This window comes from Pseudomonas sp. (assembly GCF_036387035.1).
Classification (GTDB): domain Bacteria; phylum Pseudomonadota; class Gammaproteobacteria; order Pseudomonadales; family Pseudomonadaceae; genus Aquipseudomonas.
Map to the genome: position 1 here is coordinate 17,854 of NZ_DASVUM010000268.1, position 14,937 is coordinate 32,790.

Annotated in this window: 14 protein-coding genes; 5 read left to right on the forward strand and 9 right to left on the reverse strand. The window is 60.6% G+C overall.

Features of this window, described 5'->3' with window-relative positions; all coding sequences use genetic code 11:
- Positions 1 to 39: 39 nt before the first annotated feature.
- The 6 genes from pcaD to pcaR all read right to left on the reverse strand — a co-directional run bounded on the left by pcaD (position 40) and on the right by pcaR (position 6,215).
- Positions 40 to 828: a 3-oxoadipate enol-lactonase gene (pcaD, locus tag VF672_RS23945; RefSeq protein WP_331107615.1), complete on the reverse strand. Its 789-nt coding sequence runs from the start codon at positions 826 to 828 to the stop codon at positions 40 to 42.
- 84 nt (positions 829 to 912) lie between these two features.
- Positions 913 to 2,202 (reverse strand): MFS family transporter, encoded by a 1,290-nt coding sequence (locus VF672_RS23950; RefSeq protein WP_065992283.1) that lies wholly within the window; start codon positions 2,200 to 2,202, stop codon positions 913 to 915.
- 168 nt (positions 2,203 to 2,370) lie between these two features.
- A complete protein-coding gene (pcaF, locus tag VF672_RS23955) occupies positions 2,371 to 3,573 on the reverse strand; it encodes a 3-oxoadipyl-CoA thiolase (RefSeq protein WP_331107618.1) in 1,203 nt (400 codons plus the stop codon).
- Positions 3,570 to 4,349, reverse strand: a complete 780-nt coding sequence (locus VF672_RS23960) for a CoA-transferase subunit beta (protein WP_331107620.1) — start codon at positions 4,347 to 4,349, stop codon at positions 3,570 to 3,572. Before VF672_RS23960 ends, pcaF begins: the two co-directional genes overlap by 4 nt.
- Complete coding sequence (locus tag VF672_RS23965; protein WP_331107622.1) at positions 4,346 to 5,206, reverse strand: CoA transferase subunit A; 861 nt, start codon at positions 5,204 to 5,206, stop codon at positions 4,346 to 4,348. The genes VF672_RS23960 and VF672_RS23965 overlap by 4 nt, the downstream gene beginning before the upstream one ends.
- Before the next feature lie 166 nt (positions 5,207 to 5,372).
- Positions 5,373 to 6,215, reverse strand: coding sequence for a pca regulon transcriptional regulator PcaR (gene pcaR, locus VF672_RS23970; protein ID WP_331107624.1), 843 nt, complete (start codon positions 6,213 to 6,215; stop codon positions 5,373 to 5,375).
- An 819-nt stretch (positions 6,216 to 7,034) separates the two neighbouring features.
- Between pcaR and VF672_RS23975 the strand changes: the two genes are divergently transcribed.
- Positions 7,035 to 7,232: a hypothetical protein gene (locus VF672_RS23975; RefSeq protein WP_331107626.1), complete on the forward strand. Its 198-nt coding sequence runs from the start codon at positions 7,035 to 7,037 to the stop codon at positions 7,230 to 7,232.
- A gap of 245 nt (positions 7,233 to 7,477) precedes the next feature.
- A complete protein-coding gene (locus VF672_RS23980; RefSeq protein ID WP_331107628.1) occupies positions 7,478 to 8,950 on the forward strand; it encodes an inorganic phosphate transporter in 1,473 nt (490 codons plus the stop codon).
- Positions 8,951 to 9,065: 115 nt separating this feature from the next.
- Here VF672_RS23980 and VF672_RS23985 read toward each other — a convergent pair whose 3' ends face one another.
- Entirely contained in the window at positions 9,066 to 10,556 is a 1,491-nt protein-coding gene (locus VF672_RS23985; protein WP_331107630.1) for a helicase HerA-like domain-containing protein, read from the reverse strand.
- 240 nt (positions 10,557 to 10,796) lie between these two features.
- On the opposite strand from VF672_RS23985, the gene VF672_RS23990 reads away from it, so the two are divergent.
- Genes VF672_RS23990 through VF672_RS24000 form a run of 3 tightly spaced genes read left to right on the forward strand, consistent with a single transcriptional unit; the run spans position 10,797 to position 13,658 of the window.
- On the forward strand, positions 10,797 to 11,894 hold the full coding sequence (locus VF672_RS23990) for a glycosyltransferase family 1 protein (protein ID WP_331107712.1): 1,098 nt from the start codon (positions 10,797 to 10,799) through the stop codon (positions 11,892 to 11,894).
- A complete protein-coding gene (locus VF672_RS23995) occupies positions 11,887 to 12,666 on the forward strand; it encodes a polysaccharide deacetylase family protein (RefSeq protein ID WP_331107632.1) in 780 nt (259 codons plus the stop codon). Before VF672_RS23990 ends, VF672_RS23995 begins: the two co-directional genes overlap by 8 nt.
- Positions 12,663 to 13,658: a lysylphosphatidylglycerol synthase transmembrane domain-containing protein gene (locus tag VF672_RS24000; RefSeq protein WP_331107634.1), complete on the forward strand. Its 996-nt coding sequence runs from the start codon at positions 12,663 to 12,665 to the stop codon at positions 13,656 to 13,658. The genes VF672_RS23995 and VF672_RS24000 overlap by 4 nt, the downstream gene beginning before the upstream one ends.
- Here the strand turns inward: VF672_RS24000 and VF672_RS24005 are convergent.
- Both VF672_RS24005 and purU read right to left on the reverse strand, forming a co-directional pair.
- Positions 13,635 to 13,823, reverse strand: coding sequence for a hypothetical protein (locus VF672_RS24005; RefSeq protein WP_331107636.1), 189 nt, complete (start codon positions 13,821 to 13,823; stop codon positions 13,635 to 13,637). The two genes, VF672_RS24000 and VF672_RS24005, sit on opposite strands and share 24 nt — an antisense overlap.
- A gap of 100 nt (positions 13,824 to 13,923) precedes the next feature.
- Positions 13,924 to 14,775, reverse strand: coding sequence for a formyltetrahydrofolate deformylase (gene purU, locus VF672_RS24010; protein WP_331107638.1), 852 nt, complete (start codon positions 14,773 to 14,775; stop codon positions 13,924 to 13,926).
- Between the last annotated feature and the right edge of the window lie 162 nt (positions 14,776 to 14,937).

A 14,937-nucleotide genomic window follows, 5' to 3' on the forward strand; every position in this document is an offset into this window, starting at 1 on the left:
GACTACCGTTGCGTTACCGGCTGCCCTCGCAGGCCATGGTTATCCCAGCAGGAAGTCCGTGACGCGTAGGGCAAATACTTCGCCCAGTTCAGCGCTGGAGAGGTGCGCCGCGTAGTAGTCCGAAAGCTGGCTGCCGTAGATGTGGTTCTGCAAAAAATGCCCGTCTGCCACAGTGGTCACCGTATCGTGACTGGCGCAAATGATCAGGGTAGGGACATTGATCGAGCTGACTGCCTTGCGCAGGTCGGCATCCCGGACGGCGGCGCAGCAAGCGGCATAGCCCAGCGGCGAAGTCGCGGCCAGCACGTCGGTCACGGCGCAGACTTGATCCGGGTGTTTCTGGGCAAATTCAGGTGTAAACCAACGGCCTGCTGCGCCCTCGGCCAGCTCTTTCATGGCCTGCGCCCCGCCCTTCTCTATCAGCTCAAGACGCGGTGCCCACATTGCCTGATCGCCGATCTTCGCTGCGGTGTTGCACAGAATCAGCTTGTGCAGCCGATCGCCCGCATGGATGCCCAGCCACTGACCGATCAGGCCGCCCATGGACAGACCGCAAAAGTGCGCGCGGTCGATCTTCAGCGCATCCAACAGCGCCAGCACATCACGTCCCAGTTGTTCGATGGTGTACGGGCCCTGCGTGACGAGGGATTGACCATGCCCACGGGTGTCGTAACGCAGCACCCGGAATGATTTGCTCAGCGCCGCAACCTGCGAGTCCCACATATGCAGGTCGGTGCCCAGCGAGCTGGACAGCACCAGCACAGGCGCATCCGCAGCGCCCTCCATTTGATAATGCAGCTCACCGTCTTCAAGTGCTATGAACGCCATGGCAATGTCCCTCTCCGTCAAGCATGTGGAATCAGTGTGATGAACATGGACAGCGCGTGCCCCGCCCGGGCACGCGCGACAGGATCAGTGATCCTCGTGCAGATACGCCGGCTTCTTCGGCAGTCGCAGGCTGAACAAGAAAGCAATGGCCATCATCGCGGTGACGTACCAATAGAACGTGTTTTCCATGCCCATGTTTTTTAGACCCAGAGCGACGTATTCAGCCGAGCCGCCGAAGATCGCGTTGGCCACCGCATAGGCCAGGCCGACGCCCAGCGCACGGACCTGGACCGGGAACATCTCGGCTTTCACCAGGCCGCTGATCGAGGTGTAGAAACTGACGATGGCCAGCGCCAGGGTGATGAGCACAAAGGCGATGATTGGACTGGTGGTGGTTTTCAACGTCAGCAGCAACGGCACCGTGCACAGCGTGCCCAGTCCGCCAAACCACAGCATTGAAGCGCGACGACCAATCTTGTCGGCGAGCATGCCGAACACCGGTTGCATGCACATGTAGAGGAACAGCGCACCGGTCATGATGTAACTCGCGACCTTGGCGTCCATGTGCACGGTGTTGACCAGGTATTTCTGCATGTACGTGGTGAACGTGTAAAAAATTAGCGAGCCGCCGGCGGTGTAGCCCAACACGGTGATGAATGCTGCCTTGTGATCGCGAAACAACGCAGACACGCTGCCGGCATCCTTATTCTGACGCACTTCGGCCGTGGTGGTTTCTTTCAACGACCGGCGCAGGACCAGCGAAATCACCGCCGCCACGGCTCCGACCACGAATGGAATCCGCCAGCCGTAGGCTTTCAGCTCATCGGCGCTGAGAAACTGCTGCAGGATGACCACGGTCAGTACGGCCAACAATTGGCCGCCAATCAGCGTCACGTACTGAAATGAAGCGAAAAACCCGCGCTGCCCCCGCAACGCGACCTCGCTCATGTACGTGGCAGTCGTGCCGTACTCGCCGCCCACCGACAGGCCTTGGAACAGGCGCGCCATCAGCAACAGAAACGGCGCCCAGGCGCCAATCGATGCGTAGGTCGGCAGGCAGGCGATGACCAGCGAACCGGCACACATCATCAGCACGGAAATCATCATCGAATTTTTGCGGCCGTGCTTGTCCGCGACGCGGCCGAACAGCCAGCCACCAATCGGGCGCATCAAAAAGCCGGCGGCAAACACACCCGCCGTGTTGAGCAACTGCACGGTCGGATCATCGGAAGGAAAGAACGCCGGGGCGAAATAGATGGCGCAGAACGCATAAACGTAAAAGTCGAACCATTCGACGAGGTTGCCCGATGAGGCACCCACGATTGCGAAGATCCGCTTGCGCCGTTCTTCTCCGGTGTAGTGAGTCGTTGTCATTATTATTTCCCCAGGTGTAAGTAAGGTCAGCCAGTCTAAGACATAACCTGCAACATTTAGACTTAAGCAGGAACGTTTCGACATCACAAGGACAACCACCCAAGCCATCAAGTTGCCCATTCGTGGAGGCAACTGATGACCCGGGTGGTTGAATTGCCAGGATCTGGTTTAGCGCGCTATCGCCAGGGCCAGCCCCTGCCCCACACCGACGCACATTGTCGCCAGTGCTTTGCTGCCGCCGGTTTTCTCCAGTTGATGCAGCGCCGTCAGCACCAACCGCGCGCCGCTCATACCCAGCGGATGACCCAGCGATATCGACCCGCCGTTCGGGTTGACCTTGGGCGAGTCGTCGGCAATGCCCAGCTCGCGCAGAACCGCCAGGCCCTGACTGGCGAACGCTTCATTGAGTTCGATGACATCGAAATCATTGATCGCCAGGCCCAGCCGCTCAACCAGTTTGCGCACCGCCGGGACGGGACCGATGCCCATGACGCGCGGCTCCACGCCAGCACTGGCCATGCCCAGCACGCGGGCGCGTGGGGTCAGGCCGTGTTTCTTCACCGCTTCGGCGGACGCCAGAATCATCGCCGCCGCGCCGTCGTTCAGTCCCGCTGCATTGCCTGCCGTCACGGTTTTACCAGCCCCGTTGACCGGCTTGAGCTTGCCGAGCACCTCAAGGCTGGTGTCGGCACGTGGGTGCTCGTCGGTATCAACGACGGTCTCGCCTTTCTTGTGGGCGATGCGCACGGGCACGATTTCCTCGGCGAAGAAACCTGAGGCCTGAGCCGCTGCCGTGCGCTGCTGGCTGCGCAGGGCAAACGCGTCCTGATCCTCTCGCGAGATGCCGAAATCTTCAGCCACGTTGTCGCCGGTCTGCGGCATGCTTTCCACGCCGTATTGTTCTTTCATCTGCGGATTGACGAAACGCCAGCCCAGGGTGGTGTCTTCCAGTTTCTGTCCTCGGCCGAACGCGCTGTCGGCCTTGCCCATCACGAACGGTGCGCGTGACATGGATTCGACGCCGCCGGCGATGGCCAGCTCCATCTCGCCGCAGGCAATGGCGCGGAACGCCGAACCCACCGCGTCCAGGCCAGAAGCGCACAAGCGATTCAGGGTCACGCCCGGCACACTAGGCGGCAACCCTGCCAACAGCGCCGCCATACGGGCGACGTTGCGGTTATCTTCACCGGCCTGATTGGCACAGCCCATGAATACTTCATCCAGGTCATCCCAGTGGACCGACGGGTTGCGCTGCATCAAAGCCTTGATGGGCAGCGCCGCCAGATCATCAGCCCGAACCGTCGCCAAGGCGCCGCCGAAACGGCCGATGGGGGTGCGAATCGCGTCGCAGATAAATACGTCACGCATCATGCTTCTCCTGGCGCCTGGCCATGGGCGGCAGCGGTGCGCGCTTCCAGGTCACGCAGCGCCGTCAGTTCATACTCGGTGGGCAGGTCGGAGCACACGACGTTGTCGGCAAAACGCACGTTCCACCCGGTGGCCGCGATCACCTGCTCGCGGGTCACGCCCGGGTGCAAGGTGGTTACCACGAACTCGTGAGTGCCCTCTTCCGGCTCCATGATGCACAGGTCAGTGATAATGCCGACCGGCCCGGCGCCCGGCAGGCCAAGGCGCTTGCGCGAATCGCCGCCTTCGCCGTGGCCAACCGACGTCAGGAAGTCGAGCTTGTCGACGAAGGTCCGGGGGGACTGCTTCAGGATGATCAGCACTTCTTTGGCCGATCCGGCGATTTCCGGCGCGCCCCCGGCCCCCGGCAGGCGCACTTTCGGCGCATGGTAATCGCCAACCACCGTCGTGTTGATATTGCCGAAACGGTCGACCTGAGCCGCGCCGAGAAACCCGACATCAACACGCCCGCCCTGCAGCCAGTAACGGAAGATCTCGCTGGTGGACACCACAGTGTCCGCGGTTTCCGCCAGTTCCCCGTCACCGATGGACAGAGGCAGCACGTCGGGCTTGGCGCCGATGGGCCCGGATTCATAAATGAGCACCACGTCGGGCGACGACGTAAGGCGCGCCAGATTGGCCGCTTTCGAGGGCAGGCCGATGCCGACGAAGCACACCGCGCCATTGTTCAATCGACGCGCAGCGGCAACGGTCATCATTTCGCTGGTGGAATAGTTCATTGGTCAGCCTCCGCTGCGTGGGCCAGCGTGTTCTTGAACTCACTGAAATCACGGGTGCCATGGATGTGGCGATCGATCCAGGCGGTAAACGCCTCGCGATCACGGGCGATGGCATCCCAGGCCTGATAGAAACGGTTGTCGCGCTCGTAGTAGCCGTGCGCATAGGAAGGGTGCGCGCCACCCGGCACAACGCAAACTGCGCTCAATGCCCAGGTAGGCAACACGCAGGCGTTCATCGGCGCCTTGAGGTCGTCGACAATCTCCTCGACGGTGACGATGCAGCGTTTGGCCGCAAGCGCCGCTTCTTTCTGCACACCCAGGATGCCCCACAGCAGCACGTTGCCTTTGCGGTCAGCTTTCTGAGCGTGGATAACCGTGACGTCGGGGCGCACCGCCGGCACGGCCGCCAACACTTCTCCCGTGAACGGGCAGGTCACCGATTTGATCAACGGGTTGACCTTCGGCAGGTCGGAACCGGCGTAAGCGCGCAACACCGCAAATGGCAGGCCGGATGCGCCCGCCACATAGGCATTGGCGAGGTCGGCATGGCTGTGCTCTTCGATCTCCAGAGGTTGCGGCCATTGCCGTTCGACGGCATCGCGAAGCCGGTGCAGGGAGCCAACGCCCGGATTGCCGCCCCACGAGAAAATCAGCCGCTTCGCACAACCTGCGCCGATCAGTTGGTCATAAATCAAATCAGGGGTCATGCGCACCAGCGTCAGATTCTTCTTCTTCTGGCGAATGAGCTCGTGGCCCGCCGCCGTAGGAATCAGGTGGGTGAAGCCTTCAAGCGCAACGGTGTCGCCATCGTTGACGAATTGCTTCACGGCCTCGTGGAGGGAAAGAATCGCAGCCATCGGATGCTCCAGGTTCAGACTCGGTTGCCGACCTGTTGCGGGACGGCGTTGAGGCTGAGGTTATGCCTGGGGACGGGGCGTAACAATCCGATAATCGACTAAGTGTTCGATCACCGAACAGAGAGTGACAGCCTATGCGGAGTTCGATCTGCACCCCTTCAGGAGCTCAGGTGAACAACTGCGTGCTGAGGTCCCGGCTGGCATCCAGCATGATCGGCAGAAACTTCTGCTCCAACTCATTGCGCGTCACCCGACCCGCGCTGGTGCTGACATTCAGCGCCGCAAGCACTTGGCCGGATGCGTCGTAGACCGGCACCGCGATAGAACGCAACCCCTGCTCGAGCTCCTGATCAACGATGCACCACCCTTGTTGCCTAACTTGCTGCAGGCATTCGAGCAAGGCTTCGGGTGTGCGCAATGTGCGGCTGGTTTTGGGCTGCAGATCGACGTGATCCAGATATTCCTGCAGCGAGACGTCGTCCAGCGCCGCCAGAAGAATCCGCCCCATCGATGTGCAGTACGCCGGCAAACGCCCGCCCACTGCCAGGTCCACGGAGATCAGTCGCTGAGTGGTGGCTGAGCGCGCTATATAAAGAATGTCGTCGCCTTCGAGCGTGGCCATGTTGCAGGCCTCGTGCAGTTGATCACTCATGCGGTCCAGATACGGCTGCGATGAAACCGCCAACGGCGTCGATGACAAGTACGCATGGCCGAGCGTCAACACCTTAGGCAGCAGCGAGTACGTACGACCGTCAGTGGTGGCATAACCGAGCTTGATCAATGTGTGCAGGCAGCGACGCACCGCCGCCCTGGGTATTTCCGTTCGATGGCTGATCTGAGCGATGGTCAGGTGGCGTTTGCGCTCTTGAAAGGCATGAATCACGGCCAGCCCGCGTGCCAGCGAGGTCATGAAATCAGGATCACCGGTCAGCGCCTGAATCCTTTTTGCAGGGGACGCAACAATGGGCGGCGCAAGTGACGCGAAAGAATTACGCAATTGATCGTTCATGCTGACACCGTTCGTCGTGGCCGCGAAAGCCTTGTAGAACGCCACTCTCGCCTGTTTTCCGCACCACGGCAAGCGCGCTTTGGGCGATTATCGAACGACTGGCCGATAATCGCAATTGACCAGTTGCGTCGTTGCTTATACCTTTCACATGCCATATGTGGCTTCTTGGAACTACTGGTCAGGTACCCACTGAGAAGTCCCAGGTACGGCCTTGCTCACCGCAAGGCCGTTTTTGTCTCTGCCCCGCCCACTTATTTGTAAGCGTATAAATACAGATGCGCTATTCGCACCTTCATAAGCTGTCAATTTACGTCGTCAGAAAACTGTCTGGCGCGTTAAAACATGTGAAGCGTCAAGTTCTGTCATAAATCGGAGTGTGCAACTTAGGAACCTTCGTACATGAGAAAGGTATAAATCCTCAGTTGTTCCATTACGACAGTCTCGACAGTTGACTCGCCTGCGCATCTTCGCGATAGTGGCCGTCATTGAAGCCCTGGAACGCTAACGCGTGATTTAATCCCCCGCTTATCTGGCATGGATCCAAACTCACGCATGCATTGCACGGTTTGTTCGCAATGCTCGGCGCCGGCAGGCCAGCACCCTGGTCCATTGCCCTCTTGCAGGCACTCAATATGAATGTTGCTACGACAGTACTGTCAGTCTGGTGTCCGTAGCCGCCCACGGTTGAAGTGTGAATCATCCAGCGCAGCTCCGCTGCCCGATGATTATTCCTGGCTCGATACAGTGTGATCGTCAGGGCCGACACTTTCAGACTCGGCGTCAACACCGGGATTAAACTCGACCCGATCAGGTATTAACGTGACCAAAGATGAACTGCGCGCAGAATTAGAGCGCCAGGAACAACGTTACAAGGATGTTTACGGCGGCGAAGTGACCACCTATGCCGCCCAGCCCGAGCCAGAGCGCAAGCCTTGGCGCAAACGGGCCAGCCTGCTCGACCAGGCTTTCAAGCACGAACTGCAAAAGATGGAAGAAGAACTCAGGGAAGAGCCATGAGCCTTTCGCTTGCCGGTCGCTGATTCGGGCAGCCGACGACGAGCGCGCTCAATGCTTTAATGGCTGAGTTTGATTGACTGGTCTATGGTCTAGGATTGCTTCCCGTAGTGCTTCCCGACAGGAAGTCAACAGGCTGTTTGGGCAGAAATTTCGTTGCAGGTTGCTACCAATGAGCGGCGTGCCTATCGATTAGTTTTTTTTCTGTCATAATCCCGCCCCCTTAAGACCGGGTCAGAAAACCTTCCATGATCGATCTATTCAGCGGACTGGATGCTTGGGTGATTGTGAGCTTGTTGCTCGCCCTGGCGTTTGTCCTCACCTTCGAGTTCATCAACGGCTTTCATGACACTGCCAACGCGGTGGCGACAGTCATTTACACCAAGGCCATGCCGCCCCATCTGGCGGTATTTTTCTCGGGTGTGTTCAACTTCCTCGGGGTGCTCCTGGGTGGCGTCGGCGTGGCATATGCCATCGTCCATCTGCTGCCGGTCGAGTTGTTGATCAACGTCAACACCGGTCATGGTCTGGCAATGGTGTTCTCGCTGTTGGCTGCGGCCATCACCTGGAACCTGGGCACGTGGTATTTCGGTATTCCAGCTTCCAGCTCACACACGCTGATCGGCTCGATTCTGGGCGTGGGTCTGGCCAATGCGCTGATCAATCACATCCCGTTGGGCGAAGGCGTGAACTGGCAGAAGGCGATTGATATTGGCGCCTCGCTGGTGTTCTCGCCACTGGCCGGTTTCATCGTGGCAGGTCTGGTGCTGCTGGGGCTCAAGGCCTGGCGCCCGCTGTCCAAGATGCACAAGACCCCGGAACAACGCCGCAAGCTCGATGACAAAAAACACCCGCCGTTCTGGAACCGCCTCGTTCTGGTGATTTCCGCGATGGCGGTGAGTTTTGTGCACGGCTCCAACGACGGCCAGAAAGGCATCGGCCTGATCATGCTGGTGCTGATCGGTATCGTGCCCGCGCAATTCGTGCTGGACCTGAGCACCACCACCTACCAGATCGAGCGCACCCGCGACGCGACCCAACACCTGAGCCAGTTTTATCAGCGCAACAACGCGACGCTGGGTGAGTACCTGGCGCTGGGCAAATCGGCTGCGGGCGACCTGCCCGAGCGATTTAGCTGCGACCCCGAGCAGACCGAGCCGACCATCGATGCCCTGCTGAACAACCTCAAAGGCGTCAATGATTACCACAGCCTCGCGCCAGAGCATCGCATCGAAGTGCGTCGCTACCTGCTGTGCCTGGATGACACGGCCCGCAAGGTCGGCAAGCTCCCGGCGCTTGATGCCCGCGAAAAATCCGATCTGGAAAAGCTGCGTAAAGACCTGACCGCCACCACTGAATACGCGCCGTTCTGGGTCATCTTCGCCGTTGCACTGGCACTGGGCGTCGGCACCATGGTCGGCTGGAAACGTGTGGTACTGACCATCGGCGAGAAGATTGGCAAGCAAGGCATGACCTACGCTCAGGGCATGTCCGCACAGATCACCACCGCGAGCGCCATTGCCCTCGCCAACGTGTTCAGCCTGCCGGTCTCCACAACTCACATCCTGTCGTCCGGCGTGGCGGGGACCATGGTGGCGAACAAAAGCGGCCTGCAAGGCGGCACCGTGCGCAATATCCTGCTGGCGTGGGTATTGACCCTGCCCGCTACCGTCGCGCTGTCGGCCGGGCTGTTCTGGTTGGCGTCCAAAGCGCTGGCCTGACCTGACTGCGCTGCCTGATGTGAAAAAGCCCATTCAGTGAATGGGCTTTTTTATGGGTGCCAATCGCAATGAGCGGTCATGGATCGCCCACGAACCAAGCCGGCGCGCGGATTCGCTAGCGGCGCTTCTTGCCGCCACCCAGCAGCGAGCCCATCAAGCCTCGCACCAGCTCGCGGCCGATCTGGCTGGCAGCCTGCCGCATCGCACTCTTGACCGCCTGCCCCGCCAGCCCACCCAGAAACCCACCCGCCATGTCGGCAAAGCCACTGTCTGGCTTCTCTTCAGCTGCAGGTTGCTGCGCGCGATCCGCCGGTGCGCCTTTGCGGGCCAGCAGCATTTCGTAAGCGGATTCGCGGTCCACGGGTTTATCGTAGCGACCGGCCAGCGGCGACCGGGCGATCAGCGTGGCGCGCTCGGCCGGCGTCAACGGCCCGATGCGCGATTGAGGCGGTGCGATCAACACGCGCTGGACGGTTTCAGGCGTGCCCTTGTCCTGAAGCGTGCCCACCAGCGCCTCACCGATTCCTAACTCGGTCAGCGCCGACAGCGCGTCGAACTCGGGGTTGGGGCGAAAGCCTTCCGCCACCGCTTTCAATGCTCTTTGTTCTTTGGTGGTGAACGCGTGCAGGCCATGCTGAATGCGCAAACCGAGCTGCGCCAGAATGGTGTCCGGCAGATCCCCTGGCGACTGGGTGACAAAATAAACGCCCACCCCTCTGGACCGAATCAGCCGCACCACTTGCTCCAGCCGCTCCTGCAGCGCTTTCGGCGTGTCAGCAAAGAGCAGATGCGCTTCGTCGAAGAACAGCGCCAGCAAGGGTTTATCTGCATCGCCGCGCTCAGGCAATTGCTCGAAAAGCTCTGCCAGCAGCCACAGCAGGAAGGTGGCGTAGACCTTCGGGGACTCGTGCACCAGCCGGCTGGCATCGAGCAAATGGATTTGACCGCGGCCGTCGCTGGCGGGCTGCAAAATATCTTCCAGTTGCAGCGCCGGCTCGCCAAACAAGGCTTCGACACCCTGCTGTTCGAGCACGGCCAGCCGCCGTAATAATGCCTGACTCGACCTCGTGGTCATCAACGCGCTGTCATCGCCCAGCACCTCGGGGTTGTCGCGCAAATGATTGAGCAGCGCCTTGAGGTCTTTGATGTCCAGCAACAACAACCCTTCCCGGTCGGCGACCTTGAACGCGGCGTAGAGCGCCGACTGCTGGCTGTCCGTCAATTCCAGCAGACTCCCAAGCAACAGCGGCCCCATTTCCGACAAGGTCGTGCGCAACGGGTGACCGGTTTCACCGTGCACATCCCATAGCGTGACCGGATAGCCCTGAGGCTGATGGCGCAACCACGGCATGCCGGCAATGCGCTCTGCGATCTTGCCTTGAGGGCCGCCCGGGGCGCCGAGCCCGCAGAGATCGCCCTTGATGTCGGCCGCGAAGACTGCTACCCCGGCATCACTGAAGACCTCGGCCAGACGTTGCAAGGTGACGGTTTTCCCGGTACCGGTGGCGCCGGCCACCAGCCCGTGACGATTGGCCAGACGCATCGCCTGCCCGATTGGCTGGCCGTCAAGGTCAGCGCCGATAAGAATCTGTTGTGAGTCAGGCATCCGATCACCCAAGCGTCGCGTTTGATATTCCCGAGGGGACGACGGCGGCAGTCCGACTGGCCCGCACCGCTGGTCAACCCTTGGCATTCGGCCCTTTGTCCGCCTCCTTACTCTAGCGCAAGCGGCGCGATGCCCCCTATGCGCCCTGGAGCGACGACCTGCACGCGAACATCCGTATCTGTGGATGGTCAACCAGAAGGATCGATCAACGGACGGAGGCATACAGTGCATATCGCTGACATGACCATGTTCTACGCCCCTGCCAGCGGCGGCGTGCGCACGTATCTGGACGCCAAACACCGTCGCCTGGCGCTTTCACCCGGTGTCCGTCACAGCCTGCTGATTCCCGGCCCACAAAGCACTCACGAGGATGGCGTCTACCGGGTCCCGGCGCCGCCTGTGCCATTCGGCAACGGCTATCGTTTTCCGCTGCGCGTCGGTCCCTGGCGAGAAACCCTGCGAAGGCTGCGGCCCGACCTCATTGAAGTCGGCGACCCTTACCTCACGGCCTGGGCCGCCCTTGATGCCCGGCGTCAACTGGACGTGCCGGTGATTGGCTTCTATCACTCCGACTTGCCGCTGCTGGTGAGCAACCGCATCGGCACCTGGCTGGGCGCCAACGTCGAGAATTATGTGAGCAGACTTTACGGCAACTTCGATCGGGTGCTGGCGCCGAGCGCAGCGATGGCCGACAAGCTGATTCGTCTGGGTGTGAAGAATGTCCATGTGCAGCCGTTGGGGGTTGATCTGCACACGTTTCATCCTTGTCGGCGCGACCCCGGCCTCAAGGCTGAGCTGGGCCTGGCGGACGACACGCGTCTGCTCATCTTCGCAGGCCGCGGTTCCAAAGAGAAAAACCTGACCGTTTTGCTCGGCTGCATGAAGGCGCTGGGTCCGGGTTACCACCTGGCGCTGGTGGGTTCACATATGCCGACGGGCGTGCCGGACAACGTCACGGTGCTGGATAACTTCCGCCCTGCCGCGGAGGTAGCGCGTTTGCTGGCGAGCGCCGACGCGCTGGTGCATGCCGGGGATCAGGAAACCTTCGGCCTGGTGGTGATTGAAGCCATGGCCAGCGGGATCCCGGTGGTGGCGGTAGATGCCGGGGCGTTCCGCGAGATCATTCCCGAGCACTGCGGCCTGTTGTGCGCGCCCGGTGACCCCTTGGCCATGGCCGCCACCGTGCGCCAGCTTTTTGCCGAGAACGCTGCGACCCGAGGCGCACACTCGCGGCGTCATGTCGAAGCGCATTACGCCTGGGACACCGTGGTGGCCGGCCTGCTGGGCCATTACCAGGCGGTGCTCGGCGCCCATCAGCCGGTCTACGCTCATGGCTGACCTGTCCAGAACCACGCAGCGCAGCCTGATGCTTGTGCTCCACGACGTGGCGCCGCAGACCTGGCCGCACTATCGCCCCTTCGTGGAAGCAATCGACCAATTGGGCAACATCCCCATCACCTGGCTGGTGGTACCGGACTTCCACAAGCAGGACCGGATCGACGCGAACCCGGCGTTCCAGCGGTTGATGCATGACCGCCTCGCACGGGGCGACGAGTTGGTGCTGCATGGCTACTACCATTGCGACGACAGCCCTGCTCCACGCACGCCTCTGGATTTTTTTATGCGGCGTATCTACACGTGGGAAGGCGAGTTCTACACCCTCAACGAGCAGCAGGCGATGCGCAGACTCGAAGCCGGCATGGAGGTGTTCCGGCGCAACGGCTGGCCGCTTCACGGGTTCGTCGCTCCCGCCTGGCTAATGAGCGAAGGCACACGTGATGCGCTGCAAAAATTGCCGTTGGACTACACAAGTGATGCCCAACACTTGTATCGTCTGCCGGACTTTTCCCGGATCGATGCGCCCGGTATCGTCTGGAGCGCTCGCAGCGCCTGGCGCCGTGGCGTATCGAAAATAGTCAGCAACCACCGTGAGGTTCAATTGCACAACGCCGCAACCATTCGTCTGGGCCTGCACCCCGTAGATATGCGCCACGAGTTTTCCCGTCGTTACTGGCTGCAAGCCGTCGAACGCTTGTTGAACGAAGGGCGCACGCCCGTGAGCAAATTTGCCTGGCTTCAAAGCCTGAATGCCACCAGGTCTGCAGCGTGAGGCGACTTGGCTGGCTCGCAGCAGCCCTGATACTGGCCCTGCTGATTCCGTTCTTCATGGGCGGCGCGGACATGTTCCATCGCCTGCGCAACTTCCCGATCATGCTTCTGGTAGGCATGTTCGTCATGGTGCTGGTGGGCTGGTGCATGAACACCATGCGCCTGCGCCTGTTACTGGGCGAGAGCGCCAGCGGGATCGGCATGCGCAAAAGTCTGGCCGTGGTGATGGCAACGGAGTTCGCCTATTGCGCGACGCCAGGCGGCAGCGGTGCCCCGTTGACCCTTGTCGCACTGCTGTCGCGCAGCGGCATCGGCCCGGCGAAAAGCACGGCGGCCTTTGCCACTGACCAACTAAACGACCTCGTGTTTTTTCTGCTCGCGCTGATCGGCATCCTGATCTACGCAGTGTTCCACCAGCTCAGCGAAAACCTCGAATGGATGCTCATTGCCAGCGCCCTGCTGATCGGCGCGGGGCTGTGCGCGTGCGCCGGTTTTGCGCGGTATCACCGGCGCATTATTCTCTTCAATGGCCGGGTGCTCAAACGCTTGAAGCGCAAGAACACCACGCGCATTCGCTGGGCGCGCAAACTGCTGCATTTTCGCGACGCATTGGCTGAAACCTGGAAGATGCCCCACCGCATCCTGTTGCAAGTGTTTGCACTGACTTGCGTGCACTGGAGTTTGCGATACAGCGTGCTTTACCTGGCGCTGCTAGGGCTGGGCGTCAATATCGACTGGGCGTGGACGTTCCTGGTGCAGATGCTGTCGCTGAGTGCGGGGCAGTTCAGCCTGTCGCCGGGCGGTGCCGGTGCAGCAGAATTAACGTCAGCGGCCTTGTTGGCGCCGATGGTGGGCAAGTCGACGGCGGCGGCAGCGATCCTGATCTGGCGGATCGTCACCTATTACTTCTATCTAGTGGCGGGCGGTCCGGTGTTCCTGCTCATGGTCGGGCGACCTTTGCTGAACAAGCTATTGCGGATCAAGACCGTCTGAACGATCGTCTTCGTCGGTAGAGGTCAGTTCTTTCCACAGCGCTTCGGCCCCTTCGAAGTCCGTGCCGTCTCCCGGTGACATGGCGTCGACGTCGTAACGGCTCAGGCAGCCCTGACCAAGGGTCGGCGGGGCTTTGGATGTGGCTTTGTCGAGGGGGTCGGGCATGCTGATTCCGCTTGTCTTGCCGAAGATGCCACCGGGTCGTAGTCAGTGGTGTGGCCGTATGCCCCTGAATCAAGGGCACACCGACGCCTTAAACCGAAGCTTAATCGAAGACGACAGTCTTGTTGTCATGCACCAGCACGCGGTCTTCCAAATGCGCACGAAGGCCGCGAGCAAGTACCATCTTTTCCACGTCGCGACCGAAACGAACCATGTTTTCGATGCTGTCGCGATGACTGACACGTACCACGTCCTGCTCGATGATCGGACCGGCGTCGAGCTCTTCGGTGACGTAGTGGCAAGTCGCGCCAATCAGCTTCACACCCCGCAGCGACGCTTGATGGTAGGGCTTGGCGCCCACGAACGAAGGCAGGAAGCTGTGGTGAATGTTGATGACCTGGTGCGCGTATTCCCGGCACAGTTGCGGCGGCAGGATCTGCATGTAGCGCGCAAGTACAACAACATCGGCTTCATGGTGTTTGACCAGACGCGAGACTTCGGCGAACGCCGGCTCTTTATCGTGTGGATCAACCGGAACGTGGTAGTAAGGAATGTTGTGCCACTCGACCATGCTGCGCAGGTCCTGGTGGTTGGAAATCACGCAGGCGATTTCGCAATCCAGCTCGTCGCTGTGCCAGCGGTGCAGCAGGTCGGCCAGGCAATGGGACTCCCGGCTTGCCATGAGCACCACGCGCTTTTTCTGGGCAGAGTCGGTAATGCGCCAGTCCATCGAAAACGCTTCGGCGATGGGTGCGAAGGCCTCACGGAAACCTTCGAGGTCGAAAGGCAGGGTGTCGGCGCGGATTTCATGACGCATGAAAAACCAGCCGCTGAGACTGTCAGAGTGATGGCTCGCTTCGGTAATCCAGCCGTTGTACGAGGCCAGGAAGTTACTGACCTTGGCAACGATACCGACACGGTCCGGGCAAGCAATCACCAGACGAAAAGTGCGCATGTGAAAAACTCCAGAACTTCGCAAAGGCCGCCATTCTAGCGATTAGCGCAGGACTGTGCAGTATCCGCATGACGCTCATTTCAGGCGACAAAAAAGCGCACCCTGCAGCAGATAATGGACAAGTGCCTGATCGGTTGATCCACGACGGAAACACGGCGCCAG